This is a genomic window from Planctomyces sp. SH-PL14, assembly GCF_001610835.1.
Lineage (GTDB): Bacteria > Planctomycetota > Planctomycetia > Planctomycetales > Planctomycetaceae > Planctomyces_A.
This window is the reverse complement of the sequence record NZ_CP011270.1, coordinates 2297343-2321967: the sequence shown is the minus strand read 5'-3', so window position 1 is coordinate 2321967 and position 24625 is coordinate 2297343. Positions and strand designations below refer to the sequence as shown.

Genomic DNA, 24625 nt, shown 5'->3' with positions numbered 1-24625 from the left:
GCGAAGGAGGGGGAAGTCTTGTTCTCGCCGGCTCTGACGATGTCCTTGCCGGCAGGATGGTGCCCGCTCAGACACATCGTGCTACAGCCGCTGGGGTCAAGGGGGCCTCGCCCCCTTGCCGCCGGAGGCATTTTCGTTGAGGAACCGTGGTCAACAACGGACGTCCCCTTTGTGGGATCGGCGTGGAGGACTCTGCACTCGCCTTGGACTCCCCGCGGGTTGGGTGAGGGGGCATACGGCACGGTGTCCGCGATTGGACACCCATTCCTTCAGACATCTCTCGACGGCCGGGCCTCCGGCGGGCAAAGGGGCGTCGCCCCTCTGCACTCCCCACCAGGGGCCAACCCCTGGACCCGATTGGGGCGCAATGCCTCACCAACCTCCCCGCCGCGCCGGCCCCGCGATAGACTGCTGCGGCGCGCCTCAATCAGCCGCAGCGGGAGTTGCTTGTGAATCGGTTCGGATCTGCAGTCCTCATTCTGCTCGGCATGGCCACCCCCGCCCACAGCGACTGGCCGGAATTCCGCGGACCAACCGGGCAGGGAGTCGCCACCGGCGCGAAGATCCCCACACAGTGGTCCGACTCAGAAAACGTCGCCTGGAAGGTGCCGGTTCCCGGAGTCGCCTGGTCCTCCCCGGTCCTCGTTGGCAATCGGATCTTCCTGACGACGGCCGTCGAGACCGCGGAAGAAACGAAGTCGTATTCCCTGGAGACACTCGCGCTCGACAAGAACACCGGCAAGACCCTCTGGACCCGCAAGCTGTTTCACCACGCGGCCGACGTCGAGATCCATTCGAAGAACAGCCACGCCAGCCCGACCCCGCTGGTGGCCGACGGCGTGATCTACGTCCACTACGGCCCGCACGGAACGGCAGCCCTCACGCTTGAGGGCGAAGTGATCTGGACCAACAACGAACTCACCTACAGTCCACAGCACGGCAACGGCGGCTCTCCCGCGCTGGCGGGGGACGTGCTCGTCATCTGCTGCGACGGTTCGGACAAGCAGTTCGTCGTCGGTCTCGACCGCAAGACCGGGAAGGTCCGCTGGAACGTCGAACGCGCCGTCAAACCATCCAAAGGCTTCTCGTTTTCGACTCCGCTGCTGGTCACGATCAACGGCCAGCTCCAGGCGATCTGCCCCGGCAGCGATGCTGTCTATGCCTACGCCCCCGAAACCGGCGAAGAGGTCTGGCGATGCCGGTACGCCGGCGGCTACTCGGTGGTCCCGCGTCCGGTCTATGCCGGGGGGCTCGTCTTCATCTGCACGGGTTACAACAAGGCGAAGCTCCTCGCCATCGATCCGACCGGAACGGGTGACGTGACTGAGACCCATCTCCGATGGCAGATCGACAAGGGGGTTCCCTACAACCCGTCGGTCGTGGCTGTGGGCGAGGAGCTGTATCTCGTCTCCGACAACGGAATCGCCACCTGCGCCGACCTTCAGACAGGAAAGGTCAACTGGCAGGAGCGGCTGGGTGGGAACTTCTCGGCCTCGCTCCTCGCCGCAGGGGACCACGTCTACTTCCAGGACGAACACGGGAAGGCGATTGTCGTCCGGGCCGGCAAGACCTTTGAGAAGGTGTCCGAGAACGAGTTCGTCAAAGACGAGCGGACCTTTGCTTCCTACGCCGTCGATGGCGGTGCGCTGTTCATCCGGAGCGAAAAGCACCTGTTCCGGATCGAAGAAGGGGCGAAGCTGCAGGTCTCTGCGAACTAGACGCTGCGACGGCATTCGAAAGCGCCGCGAACGCCGCGTGCGGGCGTTCGCGGGAGCGCCGGCGTCGCTTGTTCCCGACGCGGGGCCGCGATAGCTTGACGATCCCCACGGATCGGGGCTGGTCGTGCTTCAGGGATGCGCTCCCCGTCTCGCCTTTTCCAAGGAATCGTGGTCATGGGTCGTCCCGTCACATTGTTCACCGGCCAGTGGGCTGATCTTCCTCTCGAAGTCCTGTGCAAGAAGGCCTCGGAGTTCGGCTACGACGGCCTCGAACTCGCCTGCTGGGGTGACCACTTCGAAGTCGACAAGGCCCTCTCGGACGACACCTACTGCGCCCGCAAGCGGGACCTCCTCGACAAGCACGACCTCAAGCTCTTCGCGATCTCGAACCACCTTGTCGGCCAGGCGGTCTGCGACAACATCGACGCCCGCCACAAGTCGATCCTCTCGCCCGCCATCTGGGGAGACGGCAAGCCCGAAGGAGTCAACCAGCGGGCCGCCGAAGAGATGAAGAACACCGCCCGCGCCGCCAAGAAGCTCGGCGTCGGCGTCGTCAACGGCTTCACCGGCAGCAGCATCTGGCACCTGATCTACGACTTCCCGCCGACGCCGAAGAAGATGTACGACGACGGCTACCGGCAGTTCGCCGACCGTTGGAACCCGATCCTCGACGTCTTCGAAGAGTGCGGCCTCCGCTTCGCCCTCGAAGTCCACCCGACCGAGATCGCCTTCGACATCTACTCGACGAAGCGGGCCCTCGAAGCGATCGGCCACCGCAAGGAGTTCGGCTTCAACTTCGACCCCAGCCACCTGATCTGGCAGGGGGTTGACCCGGTCGAGTTCATCCGCGAGTTCCCGGACCGCATCTACCACGTCCACATGAAGGACGCCTCGACGACCCTCAACGGCCGCTCGGGGATCCTCTCGAGCCACCTCTCCTTCGGCGATCCGCGCCGCGGCTGGGACTTCCGCAGCGTGGGCCGCGGGGCGGTCCGGTTCGAAGAGATCATCCGCGCCCTGAACGCCGCCGGCTACCCGGCCGACGCTCCGCTGTCGGTCGAGTGGGAGGACTCGGGAATGGACCGCGAAGCGGGTGCCGCCGAAGCGGCCCAGTTCTGCAAGAACGTCGACTTCCGCCCCAGCGGCCGAGCCTTCGACGCCGCCTTCTCCGAGTAGCCAGCCAGCGTCCCGCTGGACCGGGTGGCCGTGGAACGATGGGTTGCGCTAAGGATGTCCGTCCGGCGAGCGCGGTTTCCGAGCGGACGTTGGAAGCGGTGGCGGGCGGACGGATGCCAGAGATCGTGGGACGCCGCCCGGTTCGCAGCGCGAACCGGGCGGAATGCCCCCGTGTCCTGTGAATGACTGCAAGCCGTATCGCCGGACAGACCCGGTGGTCCTCCGATCAAGATTCCCCGCGGGAATCGCGGAGAGCGTTTTCTGTATCCCCCAATGACAGCATGGGTTACAGACTCATTCTCTCTGTGGGATCTTGTGAAAATCTCGCTTGCGTCGAATGGGGGAGTCCGCAACAATCCGCCCCCACAGTCCCCGATAGCTCAATCGGTAGAGCGAGCGGCTGTTAACCGCTAGGTTCTAGGTTCGAGTCCTAGTCGGGGAGCTTTGGATTTTCTACCAACGTAGAGAACTACCCAAAACGCCCGGAACCCGAAATTCGGGCTCCGGGCGTTTCTCGTTGTGGCATCGTGCCACAGGGATGTGCGACGCCGAACGGGAGGAGAGTCTCTCTGGTTCGAGTTGCTTGAGAGCGCGTCCATGATCCCGCTCGACCGAATCACTTTCGATCCCCAGGTAATGGGGGGCAAGCCGTGCATCCGAGGGATGCGGGTGACCGTGGGAACCGTTGTCGGCTTGATCGCCAGTGGTAGCACTGTTGCTGAGATCTTGGCTGATTACCCGTACCTGGAGCCCGACGACATCCCGGCTGCGCTCTCCTATGCGGCATGGCGCTCAGAAGAAGTGGACGTTCCGCTGGTTCGTCCATGAAGTTCCTGATCGACATGAACCTGTCGCCACGATGGTGCTCGATCCTGCGGTTCGAGGGCTGGGAGAGTGTTCACTGGTCGGATGTCGGCAGCAGTTCCGCGTCCGACCACGAGATCCTGGAATGGGCCCTGAAGGATCGCCGTGTCGTGCTGACACACGACCTCGACTTCGGGGCAATGCTGGCCGCGACACGATCGAGTGGCCCGAGCGTAGCTCAAGTTCGGACACAGGACGTACGCCCACAGACGCTGGCTCCTCTGTTGGTTCCGGTACTGCGTCAGTATGAGGCGGAATTGGAAGCCGGCGCACTGCTTGTCGTGGACGAGGCCCGGTCTCGCGTGCGACTCCTTCCGCTGACAAGAGGCTGAACCACCGATCGCTCTGTCTTTGGCCCGGACCGATCGAGGAGGCCGTGGGCCTCCCCTCTTTGGGCGGCAGTCCAACCTGCGACACCACGAGATCACCGCATCTGCGGTCTCTCGGCTTCCTCGATCAGCTTGTAGCGGAGCAGCGCCAGCCCGGCTTTGAGGCTGCCGGATCGGAACTGGAGGATGCCCGACTCGCCGCGGCTCGTGCGGAACAGGTACGTCTGGGGCTGGGGGATTCCCATCGAGCTGAGGATGTTCACTGGCTGCAGCGGTCGGGCCGCCGGTTCGTCCAGCAGGGCCTTCGCCGCGGGGGCGGTGAGGCTTTCGAAACACTCCGTGCGGACCGGTCGCGCCACGCCGTCGAAGAGCGCGATCTGGAGGAGATCGGGCTTCTCGTCGGTGCGGAGCTGAAGGGGGTGTGGTTCGGGGGCGGGAGTCGCGAGCAGGTCAATCGCCTGCTCTCGTCTCCATCTGGCCAGATCCGTCTCCGCGTCCTGGGACCAGATCTGCTGCGTGAGGTCTTTGGCTTCGAAAGGCCGGGGAAGGGCGGCAGACTGCTTTCGGGACAGGCTCCACCCGCATTGGGCGTTTTCCTCGGGCGGCTTCAGCGTGACGTCGATCGTCTCCGACCATTGGACGTTCTTCTCCGCCACGGGGGGAACGAGAGCCGGCGGGTCATCGGCGGGCGGTCCCATCTGCCACATCCGGTAGCGCACCTGCCGCGAGGCCGTCGCGCCGCGATAGGGCTCCACCTGCAGGATCCCGCTTCCCCCGTCCCGTGTGTTGAACAGGACTGTCCTGGCCCCCTCCAGCTGGAAGAATCCGCCGCGGTGCTCGTATCCCGGTCGAAACGGTTCCGAGGCGAGGACCTCGTTGTCGATCGTCTCCCACCGCGCGTCGTCGATGACCCACAGCCGCAGGTCATCACAGTCCCCGCCCACAATCATGTCGACGCCGACGCGTCGCATCCATTGCATGTGCCACCGGTCCTGCTCCCGCAGTCCCTCCTGAAACCGGAAGATGCGATGCCGCTCGAAGTCGATCGCCGACGGAGCGTCGGCGAAAAGGATGTTGAACAGTTCGACTTCGTGAACGGGACCGAGGCGGACATCTGGCCCCGTGGGGAAGATCGCTCCGAAGCGGGCCTCTCCGGCGCGATCGACGCGGTCCCGTTCGTCGCCAGGGACGGCGTCCGCGGCCGTTGGATGGTCGAGCGCCTGCCGCTCTGCCTCGGGGAGAAACTCGCCGCCGTGCTCGGCCCACCAGCCCGCCCAGTATTTCTGGCGGTCGAGATACTTCTTGCGCTGCGCAGCCTCGGTATCGGGACCGCCCAGGAAATTGCCGCGGAGCGGATCGCGGTCACCTCCGGGCGACTTGTGTCCCGTGATCCGCTCCAGGGCGCGGCTGATCTCATTGACCGGCCGTCCGACGCTCATGTGCTTCTGATCGGGCGAAGCCCCCCGCTCAAAGGAGAGGACGAACTTGAGCAGTTCCGGATCCTCGATCGACACGCCGCAGTCCGATCCGGGGGGACGAAGCGTCCTGGGGACCGCGCGGATCAGGCCCGGAACGGCCCGCGGATCGTTGAGGGCCCGCAGCGCGATCCCCAGGACGCGGAGCGTGTTATCCCGGTCCGTCCGGTCGAGTTCGGCCACCAGTTCGGGGACGGCCGGCTTCCCGATCCGGTGGAGCTCGCGGATCGCCTGGGCCATTTCCTCGTCGCGGCTGAAGACCCGGTAATGCCGCAGCACGTAGATGAGTTCGAGGACCCGGGCCTCCGGATCCTCACTCAGCCGTTCCGCCAAGGGGACATTGGTGTTGCGACGCGCGAAGACTTCGGGCTTCAGCGCCGCCATCGGCGCACCGATTCCGCCCTCGTCCGGCGGCTGAGCCGTGGCGAGGTTCGCCCCGGTTGCCGCGATCGCCAGCGCGAGCACGAGGCTCGCCGTCCCCTTTCGCCCCAAGCAGAATCGCATCCTCACCTCCCGACGCGCACGAGCCACTGGCCGGAGTCAGCGTAGCTGATCCGGAGAATTCCGGCTGCGGAGCGAGGCGGACGAGGGGTGAGCACCAACGGCGGTGGCCGCCGGCGCTCCGGTTCAGGAGGCCTTCGGCTCAGGAGGCCTTCGGCGAGTCGAGCATCTCGATCATCTCCCGCGCGACTTCCTTCCGCTTTTCGGCGGTCGGGCTCTTGAGGAGGCGGGCCTTCGCCTTTTCGAGATCGGCCTTTCGCGGCGTGGCCGGATCGAGGGCCTGGACCCCCATCACGATCGGTTCCAGCGCGCTTTCGCCGGTCCCGTGTTCGGCGATGACCTGGAGGTCCTTCTTCAGCTGCTCGTCCGATCCGATCGGCGCGTTGACCGTCGGCGTCACGGACGAGGCACCGCAACCGACCGTGGAGAGAGCGAGGAAACCGAGCAGCAGGCTCGAGGCGAGGCGGACAGACATACTGGGAAACTCACGTGAAACAGAGAACGAGGTGTCGCGCTGGAGCCCGAGCCCGGCGGACAGGAGAAGCGATTTCAACGATGGCCCCGGATCGACGGCGGGGAAGGCGAGCCGCGTCAGCGTTCGCCTTCCCCGCCCCGTTCCCGGCAGCCCGTCTTGCAGATCAGAACTCGCCGACCGGCTTGCCGTCGGCTCGGCTGCCGAGGCGCTGCCAGGTGAGGAGATCGAAGCTGTCCGAGATGAACTTGACGGCGCCGTCACCGATGAGCGTGTGGACCCCGCCGGCGTGCCGGCTGCGGGCGGTCCAGACGCCGTTCCCGGTCCCGGCCCAGCAGCCGCTGCAGCTGATGATGCAGTTCGGGCGGTTCGAGTTCGGCGGATTGAGCGTGGCGACGACGGTCTGTCCCATCCCGCCGTTCAGCCACTTCGTGTTCTCGTTGTAGCTGGCGTTCATCGTCGTCGTGCCCGTACAGGTCCCGGCGAACGCCTGGAGGGCGGCATCGGTCCCGAAGCTGGCGGTCAGCGAGCCCTGCGTTCCCAGATAGATCGTCTCGGCCAGCTTCCCCTTGGCATCCCCTGCGGGAAGGATCTGCTCCGCTGCCGCGATCACGTTCGACGAGCCGTCGAGGAGATCGGACATCCGGACCGGAACCCGGAAGTTGAACATGCCGACCGCGTCGGTCGCGTTGATGCTCCAGAAGAGGCTGGGCCCGGCGCTGACTGCGTAGTTGACGCCCGAACCGTTGTAGCGGACGTCAGTGGCGCTCGTGCTGTTGTACTTGAGGTCGCTCGGGCAGAGGAAACCGGGGATCACGTTCCGGCTGATCTGGACGTTGCCGCCCGAGTCGGTGCCGGAGCTGAAGTCGACGCGGTTGTAGAGTCCCGCCTGATCGACATACGGAAGCAGCATCGCGTGGGCGCTGAAGCCGCGGTAGAGGTCCTGCGCCCCTCCCGTCGCGAGCTCGCTGATGGCCTTGGGGAACATCCCCATCGCCTCGTGATAGCTGTGCATCGCGATGCCGAGCTGCTTCAGGTTGTTGCGGCACTGCGAAGCGCGGGCCGCCTCGCGGGCCTGTTGCACGGCCGGAAGCAGGATGGCGACGAGAACGGCGATGATGGCGATGACGACAAGCAGTTCGATCAGCGTGAAACCACGCTGACGAGACGACAATGAGCGCATAGGTCTCTCAGGAGGGAAGCTGTCAGGAAGGAAATCGGGCGGGGTACGCAGGCGGGAGAGTCGGAAGGCAGGTGGGCCCAAAGCTGGGCGGAGAGCACTTCAGGCAGGTCCGCGGGGAGAGGCAACCTAGTATCGGGTTTGGTCGATGTCAAACTGTTGCGATTACCGTTGCGACAGAGTGCGCGCGACGGTCTTCAGGCGGAAGACTGCGGGCCGTCGTTGCGTCCCGTCGCTCCGATTCCAAGCCGTTTCGCTTCTTGCGGTTCGCGATTCGGATCTCCACACTGACGCAGTCCCGGCGGATGGAAGCGGGACACACTTTTTCTTGGATGAATTTCGGATAAAGGCAACGGAAGCGACGCATGATCACGAAGATCACAGGGAAGCTGGTGGGACTCTCGGGGGCGGATGCGTCGATTGAGGTCGGCGCGTTTGAATACGAGGTGTTTCTTCCCGAGTTCGTGCGGCGGCAGCTTCAGTCGCAGATCGGGCAGACGATCTCGCTCCAGACGATCGAGTACATCGACGGGAATCCGCAGAAGGGGGGGCGGATGGTTCCCCGGCTGGTCGGGTTTCAGAATGCCGTGGAGCGGGAGTTCTTTGAGATGATCTGCTCGGTGGATGGCGTGGGTGTCCGCAAGGCGCTCAATGCGATGGTCCGGCCGGTGCGGGAGGTGGCGGAGGCGATTGAGGAGCAGGACGTCAAGGGCCTGAGCGCGCTGCCGGGGATTGGTCCGGCGATGGCAGAGCGGATTGTGGCCAAGCTTCGCCGCAAGATGGCGAAGTTTGCTCTGCTCATTGCCCGTGAAGCGCCTGGGACCGCGGCGCCGCAGTCGGACATCATCAACGAGGGTTATGAGGCGCTGCTGGCGCTGGGCCATAGTCCTGCCGATGCGCGGTCGAAGGTGATGAAGGCGACGCAGGGGAAGGCGAAGCTCAAGTCGGTGGAAGACTTGATTCAGGAGGTGTACCGGCAGGTGCGGGAAGAGAAGGCCGGGGGCTGAGACCACGTCATCTTCACCGCCTCACCGGGTCCAGGGGCACCCTGGTGGGGGATGCAAGGGGGCCTGTGTTGTTTTTGGGGCCCTTTGCCCGCCGGAGGCCTGGCCGTCGACAGATGCCTGAAGTAGTACGTATCCAAACGCGGACAACGTGCCGGATGCCCCATTACCAGTCCGCGGGGATTGCAAAGCGAGCGGTATGGATTGAGGGAGTCCTCAACGGGGCTACCACAAAGGGGACATCCGTTGCTGACCACGGTTCCTCATGGAAGTGCCTCCGGCGGCAAGGGGGCGTGGCCCCCTTGACCTACCCCTTTCAAGGTCGTTTGCGTTTGCGTTTCTCAAGGAGTCTGGCGGTCGAAAGGTGATCGTTGCGGCGTCCTGTTTTCGCGGGAGGCGGGTGTTTCGGACCTCGCTTCCGCTTGGGATACCGGGACAACTTCACCGTCTTCGCCCGACGAACCAGCTCCTTCGCCAGCCCCTGGGGGCACAACCCCTGGTGCCAGCACCACGCCGAAGCCTCCACAGCGATCTCCAGGCCGCAGTGCGTCAGCAGCACGTCATGCATCAGGTGATAGTCGGACAGCGTCGCCTCGATCGTCTCCCAGCCGTGAACCGACTTCAGCGCCCCCTTGACCACCGCATACGTGTTCCAGGCCACCACCGCCACGGCAAACGAGAACAGGGCCGCCCGCGGATAGCCCAGCGTTTCCACCTCGCACCGCAGAACCTCCGTCAGACACTGGAACGCCTCTTCGATCGTCCACCGCAGGCGGTACGCCTCCACCACCTCGCCGGGCGGGACCGTTTCAGCCGGAAGATTCGTCAGGATGTGGACTTCGCTCTCCCCTTGGTTCGTCGGTCCGTCCAGTTCGATCGTCAGCCGCCGGACCGGCAGCGTCTGGCCCTCATAGTTCAGGTCCAGGGTCTGCTCGAACATCATCCCCGTCGCCGTCCGGCCGATCCGCCGCCGCTTCCCCTCCCGCTCCCAGGAGAGCGTCGAGCGATGCTGGCGGATCACAAAGCTGGCCGCGTGTTCCACGATTCCGAACAGGATCCGGCTCGTGCAGAAGTTCCGGTCGGCGACGAGCACCATCCCCTTCCGCAACCGCTCCAGCAGCTCCGGGACGAGCGAGCGTTCCTGGGCATGGCCATCCTCGCCGGGAACAAGTTCCGTGATCAGCCCCCGACGAAGGTCCAGCAGGGCCAGCGTCTGTCCGGGGAGGGCCGCTTCGCGGGTCGTCCGCAACTCGGCAAGCCGGTGCTCCGTGCTGGTCAGGTGATTCCCGTCGACACAATAGACGTCGTACGTCTTCAGTCCCCCGGTCAGCACGGGTGGCCGCAGGCCCGGCAGAGCATCGATGGCTCGTGCGGCATCGCGGGCGGTCTCGCGGACCAGGGCGGCCGTGACGGCCGGTTCAAGCCGTCGAAGTTTGTCGTACAGGGCCTGGGGTGAGATGTCGAGTTTGTCCTGAGCCGCCAGATAGGCGGCATGGACAGACGGCTGCGAACGGGTGGCGACAGCCGACATGATCGCCACGAGCTGCGAGAACAGGAGCTGGCGGCTGTATTGCCGCTGGGCGGCCCGCTGGAAGACCTCATCCAGCCGCTCGGCCCGCACCATGACCGCGGCGGGACAGCGTTCGACAAAACGCTCCAACACTTCGGCTGGCAACATCCCTGTTGTCCTCTCCAGGAGTCCGTCGCAACCTCCAGACAGAGACAGGGTAAGGACTGACTCGCTCACCTTTAAAGGGGTAGGTCAAGGGGGTAACCTTTTGAAGGTGGCTATCCCGTGTTGGATCTCCGCTGCTTGAGAAGCCTGTCGGTCGAGAAGTGCTGAGCCCTCGCGGCTGGACGTTTGGTGCGTGTCTTGGGACCACGAATCGATTTGCGATATCGGATGACATCGACGCTCTGGGCCCAGACGTGGAGCTGCCGGCTGAGAGCTTCGGTGGGAAGAGTTCCATACTGTTCCCATTGATCCGCCGGAATCGCGATCATCATCCCGACGTAGGTGCGGCTGAGCTCATCCGACATCCGCCAGTGCGAGAACTGCTCGTCAACGAACTCCTGGCCATGAGCAGAAGCCAGAGCGGCCTGCACGACCGCCAGGACGTTGTAGCACGCAACCGCCGTGCAGAAGCCGAAGAGGGCCGCAGGCGGATAGCCAAGGGTGTTGAGTTCACACCTCAGGTGTGTCGTCAGTTCCTGGAAGGCTGTCTCGATCGTCCATCGCTCCCGATACAGCTCAGCGACCTGTGCTGCGGTGACCTCACTGGCGGGCAGGTTCGTCAGCAAGTGGAGCGTGGAGTCGTGATCCCGGGTTGGTTCGTCCAACTCGATGGTGATTCTGCGGACCGGCAGGACCTCACCGGTTGTGGGATCCGTCAGGCGGACAGGCTCTTCCGTCAGGCGGCCGGAATCGCCCCGGCCGAGCGATTTGGCTTTCCCGGTAACCTCCCATCGCAGCCGGCCCCGATGCTGCCGGGTGATGAAGAACGCGGCGTGTCGGGCCAGACCGAACAGGAGTTCGCTCGTACAGAAGTTCCGATCGTCGATCACCACATCCTTGGGTTCGATCCCCTCCAACAGCGGCAGGCAGAGACGACACTCCTGGGTGTAGGCATCCAGGTCAGGAATCACGTCCAGGATCATGCGGAGCTGGGGATCGAGCAGGACGACGCACTGGCCGGGCAAGGCTCCGCCTCCTTGAGTTCGCAGCGGCTTGAGCCGATGCTCTGTTCCCTCTAGGTGGTTGCCGTCGAGAATCTTGACCCGGTATCCGGGAAGGAGGGGAGCCGCCATCGCCGGCAGCGTCCGGATCAGCTCGGCCATCTCAGAGGCGGTCTGCCGCACCAGTTCTCGGGACGTGGCCGGTTCGATATGCCCCAGTTTGTCGTAGAGAGCCCGGATGGAGACGGGAATCTGGGCCTTCTTCTGCTGATAGGCCCGATGAACGGACGGTGTGACGCGACAGACGACCAGGCTCATGAGATCGACGACGGTCGAGAACAGAAGCTCCCGTTCGTACTGTCGGACAGCCGTCCGTTGAAACAGGGCATCCAATCTTTGCGGGGCGAAGACTTTCTCAAGCGTCGCCCGGGCCATAACACAAAGCGGAGCCTGCTGAATGAAGCGGTCGAGGACCGATTGACCAACCATGGTCGCCTCCTCCCTGGAAATCCTGTGCATGTCTCGACATGACACCGGTTTACCATGAAGGAGGATGCACCTTCAAAGGGCTGGCACTCCGGCCTACCTCTACCTGTTCTCCTACGTCTCACCTCCGATGCGAGAATGGATGCGTTACGGCGCGGCGCACGCGTCCGAAATTCCCTACGTCTTCGGGACACCGTTCGGTCGAGGTCGATCGAACGTGGCTGCTTCGGATCAAGAGATGGCCAAGATGATGAACACCTATTGGGCGAACTTCGCCAAGACGGGAAGTCCCAACGGGAAGGGGCTGCCGGAATGGCCCGCATACAGTCCTGAAAAAGACGAGGTCTTCGAGTTCCGGGCTGATGGATCGGCTGTCAATGCCCCCGATCGCAAGAAAGCGCGTCTGGATGTCACCGAGCAGGCGGCCAAGGCGGCGAAGCCGGGCTGAGCGACGTCTCCGCAGCACGGGACGCGACGGAAGTCAGCCGTTCGTCCCGCATCCTGCGACTTTCGTTTCCTGAAAGAGCCTAGGTGTTCCGCTGGGCCGCCCCGAGCCACTTTGCCATCTTTGGATCGCGGTGATCGAAGATAGCGCTCTTCCCGGTCTCCAGACCAACAATGTCCTGGAGATCATCCCCGTCGAGCTGGAAGTCGAAGATCTGAAAGTTCTCGGCGATCCGCTCTTTGCGCACGGACTTGGGAATCGCGACGATGCAGCGTTGAATCAGCCACCGCAGGATGACCTGGGCAACACTTTTGCCGTGCTTTTGGGCGATGGACATCAACACGGCGTTCTGGAAAAGAAGGCCTGTACGCCGCTGAGCAATTGCGGCCGGATGTTCGGCAGCGTCGTCGTTGGTGGGACATTCTGTTGCGGAAGCGGATTCCGGCCGAGCGGCTGGTGTTCCTGGACGAGACGGCCGTCCAGACGGGCCTGTTGCGGATGTATGGGTGGGGAGAGACTTCGCAGCGTGTCGTCGACCATCAGCCGCTCAGTCACTGGAAGACGTTCACGTTTCTGTGCGCCCTCCGGACCACTGGACTCTCCGCTCCGCTCGTCCTGGAGGGAGCGATGACGAGAGATGCCTTTGCCGTGTGGGTCGAGCAGTCCCTGGCTCCGACGCTCAAGCGGGGGGAATGCGTCATCCTGGACAATGTCGCTCCTCACAAGGATGAACGGATCGAGAGACTGGTCCATCAGACGGGAGCGAAGCTGCTGTATCTCCCGCCATACTCACCGGACCTGAACCCCATCGAGAACGCGTACTCGAAGCTCAAAACGCTGCTCCGCAAAGCGGCGTCCAAGACGTTCGAGACGCTGTGCGCGACGTTGGCAGAAGCCCTCGACCGCTTCTCCCCGTCCGAATGCCAGAACTACATCCAACACTGCGGCTACTGAACACGAATTGTGAAAACGCTCTGGTACTACAGCTGTATTTGAGAGAAATGCGAGGTGTTTATAGAGTCTTCCTGTCCAACCCAGGAGGCAAGGATGCCGACAACAGAAGATGTTCGGGAGTGGATGGTTGAAGTCGAGGCGGTCGGAAAGCGGATCGGGCCACGCTTTTCCCGCTCCGAGCTGCGTCGACGGGCGACGCGCTACTTGCAGGGGCTGATCAGTCGGATCGAGCGGAAGAACGGCTGGCAACTGGCGGAGGAACTGGGGGAACCAACACCCGTTAATCTGCAGCACTTCCTGGGGCGGGCTGATTGGGATGCTGATGAGGTCCGAATCGATCTCCGGGGCTATGTGTCTGAACAGCTGGGGACAGCGGATGGCATCCTGATCGTTGACGAGACGGGGTTCCTCAAGAAGGGAGACAAGTCTGTCGGGGTGAAGCGACAATACAGCGGAACGGCGGGGAGGATTGAGAACTGCCAAGTGGGGGTCTTCTTGGGGTACCGCGCCACCGCCGGACACGCTTTGATCGATCGTGCCTTGTACCTTCCGCAGGAGTGGGCCGAAGACCCCACTCGGCGACGGGTGGCCAAGGTGCCGGAGTCCGTGACTTTTGCCACAAAGCCGGAGCTGGCCCGGCAGATGCTCAAACGAGCGCTCGAGGCAGGGATCCTGGCCCAGTGGGTGACGGCGGACGAGGTCTCCGGCTCGGACCATGCTTTGCGCAGGCTGTGCGAAGAGCGGGGGCTGGGCTATGTCGTCGCAGTCTCGTCCCAGATCCACCTGTTCCTGAAGGGAAAGCGGGTGCGCGTCGACCAGCATCTGGCGGGGATCCCCTCCCGAGACTGGAAGCGTCTGTCGTGCGGGCCCGGTACGAAGGGGGAGCGGCTTTATGACTGGGCGTTCGTCTCTTGGCCCAGCCCCCATGAGGAGGGGTTCGGGCGGGGCTGGCTGGTGCGTCGTTCGATCAGCGATCCTGACGAGATCGCTCACTATTTCACCCACGCTCCGAAGGGAACGCCTCTGAAGAAACTGGTCCAGATCGCCGGCAGCCGGTGGGCCATCGAAGAGTGCTTCGAGCAGGCGAAGCGGGAAACGGGGCTGGACGACTACGAGGTCCGGTCCTGGCCCGGCTGGTATCGCCACATCACGTTGTCGATGCTGGCGCATGCGACGCTGGCGGTGATCCGCCATCGCGTGCAGGCCGTGGCCCCCAAAAAGAGGAGGACCTGATTCCGGTGACGGTCCCGGAAGTTCGCAGCCTGCTGACCCGGCTGCTCCTCGCCACAGTGATGGCGCCGCAACGCGTGTTGGATTGGCCTGACTGGCGGCGTCGACACCAACAGACCGCGAAAGCGTGCCATTACCGGTCTCGGGGGCATGACCCGCCACCCCGGTGAACTACAGCTGTAGTACTAGGTGGGCCGCACCGAGGCTCGGATAGAAGACTGGGCTTCCCGCAGCGATCCACCTTCCGACCGATTCCGACTTGACGAGCAGCAGCCTTTCATAGAAGTGGCACCCGGCCGACGACGGACATAGGGCATTCCGGCCCAAAGGCCCATCCGTTCTTCCAGCCAGGGCCACCGGCCTTGGTGTGGGCCGATGAAACAGAAGGACGGCCGAACGGGCCAACCATTCGGTTCCGAACTCGAATGAAGGAAATGCTCACGCGGAGACGCGGAGGCCGCGGAGAAGAGACACGCCTCCTGCAGTTTCCTCCGCGTTCTCCGCGCCTCCTCGTGAGGCTCATTCCGCCCCGCTCGCGCTTCGGTCTCAACGTTCGATGTCCTCAGTCCCGCAAGGGACGGAAGGAAATAGCCCACCGTTTCAACGGGGGGGGGGGTAACACGGCGCAAATTCGGAACGAGTCCCGTCAGTGACGAAAGAAGCTCTCGCTTCCATGGGAGGGCGAGGCTCCGGCCGAGCCGCGACGGTGGCTCCCGCTCGCGGTGCGTCCTCTGCGCCGCGCCGAACGCACGCCCCCGCGTGCCGGTTAACGGGGGGCAACAATGGCCCTCACCCTGGTCCGTGGACAGCCCATCTGACCATGGGGCGACTTTTGGCGGCCCGGGCGCGTGGAACCGTCGTCGTGCCGATAGACCGGCGTCCCCTCCTCGGTACGACGCCCATGCCCAAACCCCTCACAACAAAGCAACAAGCCTTCCTCACCGCCTACCGGACCTACGGCATCGTCCGGATTGCCGCCGCCAAGTCCGGCGTCTCCCGTGGACTCCACTACAACGCCGGGTGCCGCCGCTGGCATCGTTGGGCCAGCAGTGATTGGACGCCCGAAGTAAAATGGGCACTGCTGGTTCGAGCACCAGTAGATGGGAAGGATCTGTTGCTCCGGTCCCAGCTGTGATGCCGGCAGCGGCGTGCCTTGGCAAGAGGCGTTGCAGTGCCCCCGGTAGGTACAATTGGGCTCGCGCTCTGTGCCCTCACGCTTCCATGAACGTCTGCTGACTATCAAGGGAGCACTTTTCGTATCCCCCTCTTCGTACAAAGACTCCGCCGTCCGGCACAGCTCCCATCGCTCCACCGCCCTCCGATCCAGCGGGACTCCGGCGTCAGTTCAGGTTGAGCGTGAAATCCTCAAACCGCGGTGTTTCCCTCCCGGCGTCCTCCCAGCTGTAACGGTAGTGGCCAAGATGCCACAGGCGGACGCCGGTGTCGGCCTGGACGATGTGTCCACACTGCCGGGCACGCTCGCAGAAGGCGTAGTCCTCGGCCAGATACCAGTGCCCATCTTCGATCGGCTTCACCATCGGCAGAAAGAACGGGAAGGTCGGCCGGTCGAATCGTTCATTGCAGGTCGGGAGCCGCAGCTTCTGCGCGACGTCGAGATAGACCTGCCGTCGGACATGCAGAAATCCGGTCCCGGCATAGAGGATCTCAATCAGCCCACCAGTCTTTCCGAACTGGATCTTCGTCGTCCCGGGGCGGACGTGGCACGCCAGGGCCCGCTTCCCCTTCTGCGGATAGATGCCGCAGCAGATCGGGAGGCCGTGCTGCCGGATCCGCTCGACGCTCTCCGGGGAGAACCCGATATCCGAGTCGATCCAGAACGTCTCCTCAAAGCCATCGCGGAGGGCATCGGTCGCGATCTGGTTTCGTCCCTGGTCGATGGCTGCGTAACCCGAGACGCGCCGAACCTCGTATCCGCGGGCTTCAAGCTGCCGTAGCGACTGGTCGCACTCCGGATGGATCGACCCCGAATTGGGGACCAGGATGACGCACCGCCGCGGCGAGAGCGGATCAGCATCGGCAACGGCCTCGTCCGTACGGACCGCAGAGCGAATTGGGGGACGGGCCTGCACGACCACCTGCTGCGCCTCCGGGATCCCGACAAACTGGAGAAGCCTCCGGACACCGGCAGGCTCGGCCAGTTCCGCCGTGTCGAGGAGCAGGACGTTGTCCGGATGGCGATTCGCCAGCTCGTCCGCCTGCGTATAGTAGTCCTCCCAGTACTGCTCGAGGGCGGCTTGGCGGTCCGGCTCATCGTACTTCGGGAAGGTGGGAGTCCAGACGAGGTCCTGCGTCCACCCCACCTCCGGAGAACGCGACCAGTGGTTGAGGCGCGGACGGCCTGGCTGATCAAGATGGCGGAGATAGGCGGCCACGATCTCCTCCTTGGGGCGGCGGAGACAGACGGCCCGGAGGTTGGGCTCTAACGCGATCGCCTCGCGAAGGTACGGAAGATAGAAGGTCGCGACATCACCAATCCGCTCGGCGGCGGGCTTCTTCCGCCATCGTGCAAACCGCTCCCGGATCCCGGGCCGGCCGGGGATCGCCTGCCAGGGGAGGAGCGGAGACTGCTCCAGCGTTAGGCGGGTCTGGGGCTGATGGTTCAGAATCTCCAGCAGGACATTCAGGCCGCAGTGTCCGGCCCCGAGGCCGAGAAGGATTTGCGGTTGCATGGCGGATGCCTTCAGGATTCTGATTAACAGGGGGGCTTCAGTTCGTGACCAACCGACGTCGTGTTGAGTGGACTCACGGCGGAGGACAGGCAGCCCGAAGATCTTCCTGGAGATTCACGTTGTTGAACTGCAGGAGCCGTCCGCAGCGGTACTCGATTTCAGTCAACGAGAGCGTGTAGTCGACTTCGGCCTTCGCCATGTCTGACTCCGCCCTGGCGAGGGTTTCCACCGCACGATTCAGCGCTTCGAGCGACAGGAATGCGGTCCCGTCCCGATTGGCGAGGTATTCCTGGCGGGCCACTTCCACGCGGAGCCGCGCATTATCCAGCAGCGCCGTCTCGCTGCGGAGCGAGAGCCAAGTCCGATCGACCTCTCGAAACGCCGCCGCCAGCTCGTGGCTGATCTCCGTCTCCTGCGTCCGGAGGATGGCCTGGGCCTTGGCCAGGCGGAGCTCATGGTTTCTCACCTGAGTGATGGCATACCGACGTCCGATGACCTGGGAATACTCGAAGCCCGCGGTCCAAGATCTCTCCTCCAAACCAAACAGGCGGCCGTAGGCGCTTCCGAGCGCTCGGGTCGTGCCGGGGACCTCGCCCGACCCGAGTAGGTCGTCCCCAAACCCGTTGAGCTGTTGGCTAGCCACGAGATCGAGCCGGGGACGGAGGAGGTTCTCAGCCGCGATGAGTTGAAGCTCCTCGCTTCCGACAACCAGTTTCTGACGACGCAGTTCCGGCCGGCGTGCCAATGCCTCACCGAGCGAGCAGTCCCAGTCGAGGGCGATCTCGGCCGTGACTGGGGTATCGCTCGGCCGAATGAAGCACCCGTCATTGACCGACAGTCCCATCAGCAGCCGGAGCTGACCTTCCGCGGCATAAAGATCGTCCAGAGCCTGCAGAGAGCGTTTTTCTGATTGCAGAACACCTTCTCTGGCTTCGACGAGCCGTCCCGCTCCACCGCCCGGAGCCTGGGCGCCAACACGGCCCTGCACTACCTCGTAGATCTCGCGAGCAGTCCGCAGTCCCGCCAGCTCGCTTTCGATCGTCCGATATGCGAGATGGAGCTGCCAATACTGCCGCTCGACGTCCCGCAGAAAACTGGCGACGTTGCTCTCAAATTCGGTGACGGTGATGTTGCCGCTGATCCGGGCGATGAGGACCCCCTGCTGGACCCCCGTCACCCCCTGGATGTTGTCCGAGATGGGGCCCGCAATCCGCGTGAACTCGGTTCCCGCTCCTGCCAGCAGCGGCTGCCGGAACTCGGCGCGGAGATTCCCTTCATAAACCGAAGGGAGAAGCCGTCCGAGGGAGTTGTTGGCGGAGTAGTTCCAATTGTGGCTGATGCCGATTCGCCCGCCTGTTGCAAGCGTCTTGTCCAACGATGCCTGGAACTGCGCCGCGTCTTCATCCAAGGTTGCACCGGCTGGCAGCCCTCCGGCAATGAACGGATTGTTCTGAATCTGCTGGCTGTTCCCCCAAACTGTCCGCGTGGTGAACTGGGTGTCGAAATCGGACAGAGCCGCCTCAACCCCACGCTGTCCGAACAGAACACCGGACTCCTGCAACGCCGGGTCATAGACCGTAGGAAGTCCGTCGGGCGATCGGAGCAGCGTGTTGGTCGGAGAAAAAAACTGCCCGTTCTGGCGAATCACTTCGGCACGTGACAACGCGACGAAGATCGCCTCCTGAAGCGGCAGGTCCCACGACTCCAGGTCTCTGCGGTTTCTCAACCGGAGAGGCTCGTCGATCGGCACCGCCTCAAATGACACGAGGCTCGTTTTACTTGGTGACACCGAATCGGCAGAGTTTGCGGGAGCCTCGTGCAACTCAACTAACGGTGAGTTTCCATTATGTGTGCACCGAGACCGGCAAGCAGAGAGAGCAAGACTGAAGACGCAGAGGCATACGAGGGCGCACCGTCCGCGTCGCCCCGCTCTGCCCTCCCGCTGGCCCATCGTGCGGATCCGTCACGTTGATGTGGGAGAAGAGAATTGAAAGACCCTGACGGAGACTCCCTGTTCCGTCGACCGCTCGTATCGTCGTCCCCTGCGGTCCCGGTCCAAAGCCGCCGGAAGCGCCGGCGCAACCGCTACAGTCGAAACTGGAATGTGGTCCAAAAAGATCTCCAGAGCCACTCCCCAAGCGATCGGTCGGTCAGATGGATGCGGGCCGTTCCGCGCATGCCACTACGGGCTAAGTTTGACTCGATGTCCAGCGGGACGATCGCCTGGTAAGTCACGCTCGTGAGCTTTTCCCGTCCTTGCGGGTCCGTCACGGTCACCAGCGGTCCGCCGTAGCGATTGGAGAGGCCCCGCGGGGCAAGCTCCAGATGCCGGTGGGAGATTTCTGCAATCCGCCCATCCAGGACCCGCTGGGGGAGTTCCTCGAGCTTCAACCGAACGGGACGATCGACCAAAAGTTCTTCCCGTTCCGTCTGGTCCATGACGAGGACCGCCTGCCATTGCTCCACAGGGGCGATCGTCGCTATGTGGGTTTGCTCCTGCAGGAAAGCTCCGAGATTCCTCCGGTCGAGCGGTGTGCCTGACCATCCAGAGAGACGCTCACGTTCGACCTCCAAGGTCGGCGCGGCGACGCGGGGCGGGGCGCAGACTCTCCCTGCGATCGGGCTCCGCACGACAAGACGATGAGACTCTTCCTTCAATTGGTTGAGCGTCTCCTGGGTCGAGCGCACGCGTTGTCGAGCCAGGGCCACGGCATCAGGTCGTCCCGCGGCCTCCCACGCCTCCGCCTCCGCCAGGGACGCCTCGAAATCCGTTCGCACCGCGTCGAACCGCGCCTCGAACTCGGGGCTGTCGAGGACGATCACGACATCCCCGGCCGCGACAGAATCTCCCTCCCCGACTTCCCTCTTGACGATCTCTCCTGACACTGTGTTGTAGAGGTGAACGGCCCTGACGGGCTCGATGTAAAATGGAGCCTCGATGGACCAGGGCACCGGCAGCAAGAGGACTCCCGCGAGGCTCGCCGCCAGGACCCCGGAGGCGATGAGGATGCGGCGCGCCGACGGCGGATCGCGACGAGGCTCTTTCAACATTTTGACGAAGTTCATGACGGTTCCGCCGAGCGCCAGCCCGACGGTCGCGACGGCCATCACGATCCCCAGGCTCTGCAGCCGGTAAGGCTTCAGGACGGTGTAGAAGAAGGTGAGGATGCCGGCGAAGACGATCCAGCGGTAGACTGCGCTCGCGACGACGTAAAGCAGGAACCAGGGCCTCCCCGACTCGGGCAGGTCCCGTTGCGGCGGGAGCTCGATCCCGAGCCCAGTCCGGGCGATGGTCCGCTGCATGAGCCGGTCGGCGGTCTGCCGCAGGTTCGGGATCTCGAGGAGGTCGGACAGGATGTAGTAGCCGTCGTACCGAAGCAGTGGGTTGGCGTTGAAGATCACCGTCGAGACGGCGGAGACGAAGAACGTGTTGAGACAGAGGAAGTGCAGCAGCCCCGGTTCGGTGTTCCACCACACCACGAGCGCCACCGTCGAGAGAAGGGCCTCGAAGTACATCCCGGCGGCGCTGACCAGGATCCTCTCCCACTTGCTCCGCAGCATCCAGGCGTCGGTCACGTCGCAGTACATCGTCGGGCTGAAGACGAGGAGCATCACGCCGATCGAATGGCACTCCCGCCCGAAATGCTTGCAGGCGAACCCGTGTCCCAGCTCATGGACCACCTTGATCGTCGCCAGCGTCAGCCACAGGAACAGGAGATTGGGCCAGCCGAAGAACCGCTGGAACTCCGGCAGCCGGTTCTGCACGTCCCGAAAGTGAGCCGCCACGAAGACGAGCGCGCCGGCGATCACTCCTCCGGCCAGTGCAAGCGTCAGCGGCCGAAACAGCCACCCGACCAGCGGCTCGAGCCGCGTCAGGAACCGGTCGGGATCCCAGCCTGGAAGCTGGATCGACAGCGGGTTCCTCAGGGCGGCGAAGAGCGTCCGTCTCTGCTGCTCCCGTTCCCGGTGGGCGAGTGTCGGACCTTGTCCCATCCGCAGCGCCGTGAGCAGCCCCTTTTCGTGGAGCCCGAGGATTACCCCCTGGACGTCCGGGAGCGCGAAGTATTCTGATGGGAATTCCCTCTGGAGATCGGCCCGGATCTGGCGGAGACTCCGCTCTCCGTCGAGCCGCGCCAGGACGCCGTGCTGGTCCAGGGAGAGCCGGTGGTAGCGGAGAGACAACGGGTCCTTGAGGACGGCGTATCGCCGCCCGCGAAAGTCCATCCAAGCGACGTCGAGGTCGACCCGTCTCCGGAAGGGGACGGGACGGTCGAGCGCCGCCCCCCCCTGTTCGAGCGATCCCTGAAGCATCCTCGTCTCTCCTCAGCGCGCGGTCCCGGCCGCCGGTCCGCGGCCCGGAAGCAGGAGTTTCGCTGGGAGCCCTTCCCGAAGGCGGTTGTCCCCATTGTCGATGTCGGCCCAGACCCGCACGGTCTGCGAGACCCGCTCGACGGTCGGATCGACGAAGCCGAGTCTCGCGCGGCGCGTCTCCTGACCCGCCTCGTCCCCGGGGATGCGGGTGACGAGCACGTCGATCTCCTCTCCAACCGCGAGCCGCGCGGTCTGGGCCACCTGGATGTCCGCCTCCACGCGGATCCTCCGGGTCGAGAGGACTTCCAGAACCGTCTCTCCTCCCTGGGCTCCTTCCCCCTGCCGCTTGAAGCCTCGCGTCACCAGTCCGTCCAGGGGAGAGAGCAGCCGAAACGACTCCAACTCCGCCGCCGCCTGGTCGCGGGAGCGCTCCTGGACGGTCTGTTCCTTCCGGGCCCTTTCGATCTCGGCCGCCGCGGTTTCCCGGGCCAGCCGCAGCCGATTCAGCGCGGTCGACTCGAAGACGTTGAGGGACACCGGCGGGAGGGACAGGCTGGTCAGCGCCGGCGCGCGGGAGTTGGCGGCCTGAGCGGCCTCGAACTCCGCCTCCGCCGCCTGGAACTGCAATCGGGCCGCGACGACTTCTGCCTCATTCGCGACGCGGGCCCGGGCCACCGCCAGCGCGGCCGCCGCGACCTCGGCCTTCAACCGGGCGACCACCTCGCCCCGTCGGACGCAGCTTCCTTCGGCCGCGACCTCGGCCAGGACGCCGGCCCGTTCGAACGCCAGTGAGTGCCGGTCGACGAAGAGGAGCCGGGCGGGAACGGACTCGACCTCCGCGGCAGCGCGGCGCGGTTCCTCCGCGGCGACCGCGGGCCGTGCCACGAGCAACAGGAGCAGGATGGCTGTCGCATGCCGACAGCCGGCGGACCCCGAGCGCAAGGGTGTCACGAACGGCCCTTAACTGGATGAGTTCTGGATCGGAAGACGACCTTGCAATCGGTCGCAAAGCCACTGGATGCTATGCCCCTCTGGAGACAGATCGCAACAAGGAATTCACCGATGAGGGCGGAGTCGCCGCAGGCCGTATGGCTTTCCTGGGCGCGACAGCGGGCTGAGGAGCTGAGAGACGCTCCGGGGAACGGCCCGGCGCGGATTGCCCGCTTCTTCGACGCGGCATCGGACGGCGAGCACCTGGCGGCCGCCTTCCTGTGGCAGCAGGAGGCTCCGGGCCGGTTCCAACTCGTCGCCAGCGGCGGCGTTAGCCGTCTCGTCGCCGCGGGAGGCCGCCTGCTGTTGGAGGGGGGGCACATGGACGCCGTCCGGGCCGCCTTCCAGTCGGGAACGGTCAGCACGGCCGAATGGAGCACGCCGGCCGGAACGGATGTCCGGATTGTCCGGCGACGTGTCGATTGGGCAGCGGGGCGAACGGTCGTCCTCGAACTCGCCTTCCCGGCGGCCGCCCCGCATGACCCGGAATGGCAGACTCTTGTCTGCAGCGAAATCGGCGCGCTCCTGAGCCGCCTCGACGCGGCTCCCGTTCCGGCGCCGGCTGCGGCCGCCGATCCGTTCTGGGAACCGTTCAGCGCGTTCGTGCTCTCGCTGCAGCAGAGCCTCTCGGTCTCCGCCGTGGCCCAGGTCGCCGCCAACGACGGCCGCGTCCTGCTGGAGTGCGACCGGATCAGCGTCGCCCTTCGCACGGGATCGTCCTGCCGCGTGGCGGCGGTGAGCGGACAGGAGTCCCTGCAGAATCGGGCGAACCTCGTCCGGCGGCTGGCAACCCTGGCTCGCGAGGCGTCCAGATACGGAGAGCCGGTCCTCTACGAGGGGACGCTCGACGGGTTCCCCTCGTTTCTGGCGGACCCGCTGGCAGGGTTCCTTGAGGAGAGCCGGTCCCGGATGGTGACGATCCTCCCGCTGCGGAAGAACGTCCCGCACGAACGGATCGAACAGGACCTCGTCGATCGCCGCCGCCCCCCGGCGGGCGAGGTGATCGGTTGCCTGGTCCTGGAGCAGTTCTCGGAGAGCGCCCCGACGGACCTCGTCCGTGCCCGGGGCGTGCTCGTGGCGGAACAGGTCGCGGCCGCTCTGAGCAATGCCCGCGACCACGAGACGATCTTCCTTCTACCGCTATGGAAAGCGGTCGGCCGCGCCTGCCGGTGGGGCCGCGGACGACGGCTGGCCCTGGCCGGAGCGGTCTGTGCCCTCTTGGCCCTCGTCGGGGGGGCGCTCGCCTTCGTCCCCTGGGAGTACCGGGTCGAAGCCCGCGGCCAGGCGATGCCGGCGGTCCAGCACGAGATCTTCGCTCCGTGGGACGGGATCGTGGTGGATGTCTCGGCCGAGAACGGCCAGACCGTGGAGCGGGGGACCGTGCTGGCGGTGTTGCGGAGCGACGACCTGGAGACCGAGCTTCTCGAGGCGGAGAACGTCGTTCGCGAGAAACAGAAGCAGATCGAGTCCCTGGGGCAGCAACGGGAGCGGGCCGGAGCGCGCGGCAACGAAGAGGAGGCCCTGCGTCTGGCGGGCGAACTCCGCAAGGTGGAGATTGAACTGGAAGGGACCCGGCTACGCCGCGCGAAGGTCCTCAGCCGAAAAGAGGGCCTCGTCGTTCGATCGCCCGCCAATGGATGCGTGGCGACCTTCCAGACGCGACAGAACCTGCTGGACCGTCCGGTCAAGCGGGGCGACCTCCTGCTGCAGATTATGGACGTTGACGGACCGTGGCGGCTGGAGCTCGACGTCCCGGAGTACCGGATGGGGCACCTCTTGGAGGCCCACCGCGGGCCGGGGACCGCCCCGGCCGCCCCGGTGCCCCCGGTCGAAGTCGAGTTCGTGGCGGCGACGGCGGTCACGCAGGTGAAGCGAGGGGCGCTCTCCGCCATCGGGAGCCGGTCCAACGAATCCCAGGAGAAGGGGAGCGTCGTCGAAGTCTTCGTGGAGATCGTTCCCAACGACCTGCCGGGTCGGAGGATCGGGGCCGAGGTGACCGCCCGGCTGCACTGCGGTCCGCGGAGCCTCGGTTACGTGCTGTTCGGCGACCTGCTGGAGTTCGTGCAGCGGAAGCTATGGTGGTGAGCGGCGGCCCGCCCCCCCCGCGACACCCCATCACGGGAC

The 24625-nt window shown here is 64.9% G+C and carries 19 protein-coding genes, 1 tRNA gene and 1 pseudogene; 11 read left to right on the top strand and 10 right to left on the bottom strand.

Annotation, left to right across the window (positions count from 1 at the left end):
* Positions 1-449: 449 nt before the first annotated feature.
* From VT03_RS09065 to VT03_RS09045, 5 genes are all read left to right on the top strand, one after another.
* The gene (locus VT03_RS09065; protein ID WP_231870631.1) at positions 450-1718 is read left to right on the top strand and encodes a PQQ-binding-like beta-propeller repeat protein; all 1269 of its coding nucleotides are present in this window, start codon (positions 450-452) and stop codon (positions 1716-1718) included.
* 174 nt (positions 1719-1892) lie between these two features.
* Positions 1893-2894, top strand: coding sequence for a sugar phosphate isomerase/epimerase family protein (locus VT03_RS09060; protein ID WP_075092683.1), 1002 nt, complete (start codon positions 1893-1895; stop codon positions 2892-2894).
* A 369-nt stretch (positions 2895-3263) separates the two neighbouring features.
* Positions 3264-3336, top strand: a tRNA-Asn gene (locus tag VT03_RS09055).
* Between the two features lie 155 nt (positions 3337-3491).
* Positions 3492-3722 (top strand): DUF433 domain-containing protein, encoded by a 231-nt coding sequence (locus VT03_RS09050; RefSeq protein WP_075092682.1) that lies wholly within the window; start codon positions 3492-3494, stop codon positions 3720-3722.
* Positions 3719-4090, top strand: a complete 372-nt coding sequence (locus VT03_RS09045; protein WP_075092681.1) for a DUF5615 family PIN-like protein — start codon at positions 3719-3721, stop codon at positions 4088-4090. The genes VT03_RS09050 and VT03_RS09045 overlap by 4 nt, the downstream gene beginning before the upstream one ends.
* A 92-nt stretch (positions 4091-4182) precedes the next feature.
* Here the strand turns inward: VT03_RS09045 and VT03_RS09040 are convergent, their stop codons facing one another.
* The 3 genes from VT03_RS09040 to VT03_RS09030 form a co-directional block, all read right to left on the bottom strand.
* Positions 4183-6066: a hypothetical protein gene (locus VT03_RS09040; protein WP_075092680.1), complete on the bottom strand. Its 1884-nt coding sequence runs from the start codon at positions 6064-6066 to the stop codon at positions 4183-4185.
* Between the two features lie 139 nt (positions 6067-6205).
* Complete coding sequence (locus VT03_RS09035; RefSeq protein WP_075092679.1) at positions 6206-6538, bottom strand: hypothetical protein; 333 nt, start codon at positions 6536-6538, stop codon at positions 6206-6208.
* Positions 6539-6701: 163 nt separating this feature from the next.
* A complete protein-coding gene (locus tag VT03_RS09030; protein ID WP_075092678.1) occupies positions 6702-7718 on the bottom strand; it encodes a DUF1559 domain-containing protein in 1017 nt (338 codons plus the stop codon).
* Positions 7719-8080: 362 nt separating this feature from the next.
* Here VT03_RS09030 and ruvA point away from each other — a divergent pair, with 362 nt between their 5' ends.
* Positions 8081-8722, top strand: a complete 642-nt coding sequence (gene ruvA / locus VT03_RS09025) for a Holliday junction branch migration protein RuvA (RefSeq protein WP_075092677.1) — start codon at positions 8081-8083, stop codon at positions 8720-8722.
* A gap of 313 nt (positions 8723-9035) precedes the next feature.
* Here ruvA and VT03_RS09020 read toward each other — a convergent pair whose 3' ends face one another.
* Positions 9036-10397 carry a transposase gene (locus tag VT03_RS09020; protein WP_075092676.1) on the bottom strand — a complete coding sequence of 454 codons (1362 nt, stop codon included), beginning with the start codon at positions 10395-10397 and terminating at the stop codon, positions 9036-9038.
* A gap of 110 nt (positions 10398-10507) precedes the next feature.
* On the bottom strand, positions 10508-11884 hold the full coding sequence (locus VT03_RS09015; protein ID WP_075092675.1) for a transposase: 1377 nt from the start codon (positions 11882-11884) through the stop codon (positions 10508-10510).
* A 64-nt stretch (positions 11885-11948) separates the two neighbouring features.
* Between VT03_RS09015 and VT03_RS09010 the strand changes: the two genes are divergently transcribed.
* Positions 11949-12329, top strand: a complete 381-nt coding sequence (locus VT03_RS09010; RefSeq protein ID WP_075092674.1) for a carboxylesterase family protein — start codon at positions 11949-11951, stop codon at positions 12327-12329.
* Positions 12330-12408: 79 nt separating this feature from the next.
* Here VT03_RS09010 and VT03_RS09005 read toward each other — a convergent pair.
* Positions 12409-12684: pseudogene (locus VT03_RS09005) on the bottom strand (aldo/keto reductase); the annotation flags it as partial.
* Between the two features lie 23 nt (positions 12685-12707).
* On the opposite strand from VT03_RS09005, the gene VT03_RS09000 reads away from it, so the two are divergent.
* The 3 genes from VT03_RS09000 (at position 12708) to VT03_RS33315 (ending at position 15645) form a co-directional block, all read left to right on the top strand.
* Complete coding sequence (locus tag VT03_RS09000; protein ID WP_255378576.1) at positions 12708-13280, top strand: IS630 family transposase; 573 nt, start codon at positions 12708-12710, stop codon at positions 13278-13280.
* Positions 13281-13373: 93 nt separating this feature from the next.
* A complete protein-coding gene (locus VT03_RS08995) occupies positions 13374-14513 on the top strand; it encodes an IS701 family transposase (RefSeq protein WP_156514370.1) in 1140 nt (379 codons plus the stop codon).
* A gap of 898 nt (positions 14514-15411) precedes the next feature.
* Entirely contained in the window at positions 15412-15645 is a 234-nt protein-coding gene (locus tag VT03_RS33315; protein ID WP_156514369.1) for a hypothetical protein, read from the top strand.
* Between the two features lie 205 nt (positions 15646-15850).
* On the opposite strand, the gene VT03_RS34130 is transcribed toward VT03_RS33315, so the two are convergent.
* The 4 genes from VT03_RS34130 to VT03_RS08975 form a co-directional block, all read right to left on the bottom strand.
* Entirely contained in the window at positions 15851-17200 is a 1350-nt protein-coding gene (locus VT03_RS34130) for a hypothetical protein (RefSeq protein WP_197489265.1), read from the bottom strand.
* Positions 17201-17273: 73 nt separating this feature from the next.
* Positions 17274-18926, bottom strand: a complete 1653-nt coding sequence (locus tag VT03_RS08985) for a TolC family protein (protein WP_197489264.1) — start codon at positions 18924-18926, stop codon at positions 17274-17276.
* Between the two features lie 359 nt (positions 18927-19285).
* Positions 19286-21511, bottom strand: coding sequence for a hypothetical protein (locus VT03_RS08980; RefSeq protein WP_075092670.1), 2226 nt, complete (start codon positions 21509-21511; stop codon positions 19286-19288).
* Positions 21512-21523: 12 nt separating this feature from the next.
* Positions 21524-22396, bottom strand: a complete 873-nt coding sequence (locus VT03_RS08975; RefSeq protein ID WP_156514368.1) for an efflux RND transporter periplasmic adaptor subunit — start codon at positions 22394-22396, stop codon at positions 21524-21526.
* Between the two features lie 177 nt (positions 22397-22573).
* Between VT03_RS08975 and VT03_RS08970 the strand changes: the two genes are divergently transcribed.
* Complete coding sequence (locus tag VT03_RS08970; protein WP_075092668.1) at positions 22574-24586, top strand: biotin/lipoyl-binding protein; 2013 nt, start codon at positions 22574-22576, stop codon at positions 24584-24586.
* Positions 24587-24625: the final 39 nt, after the last annotated feature.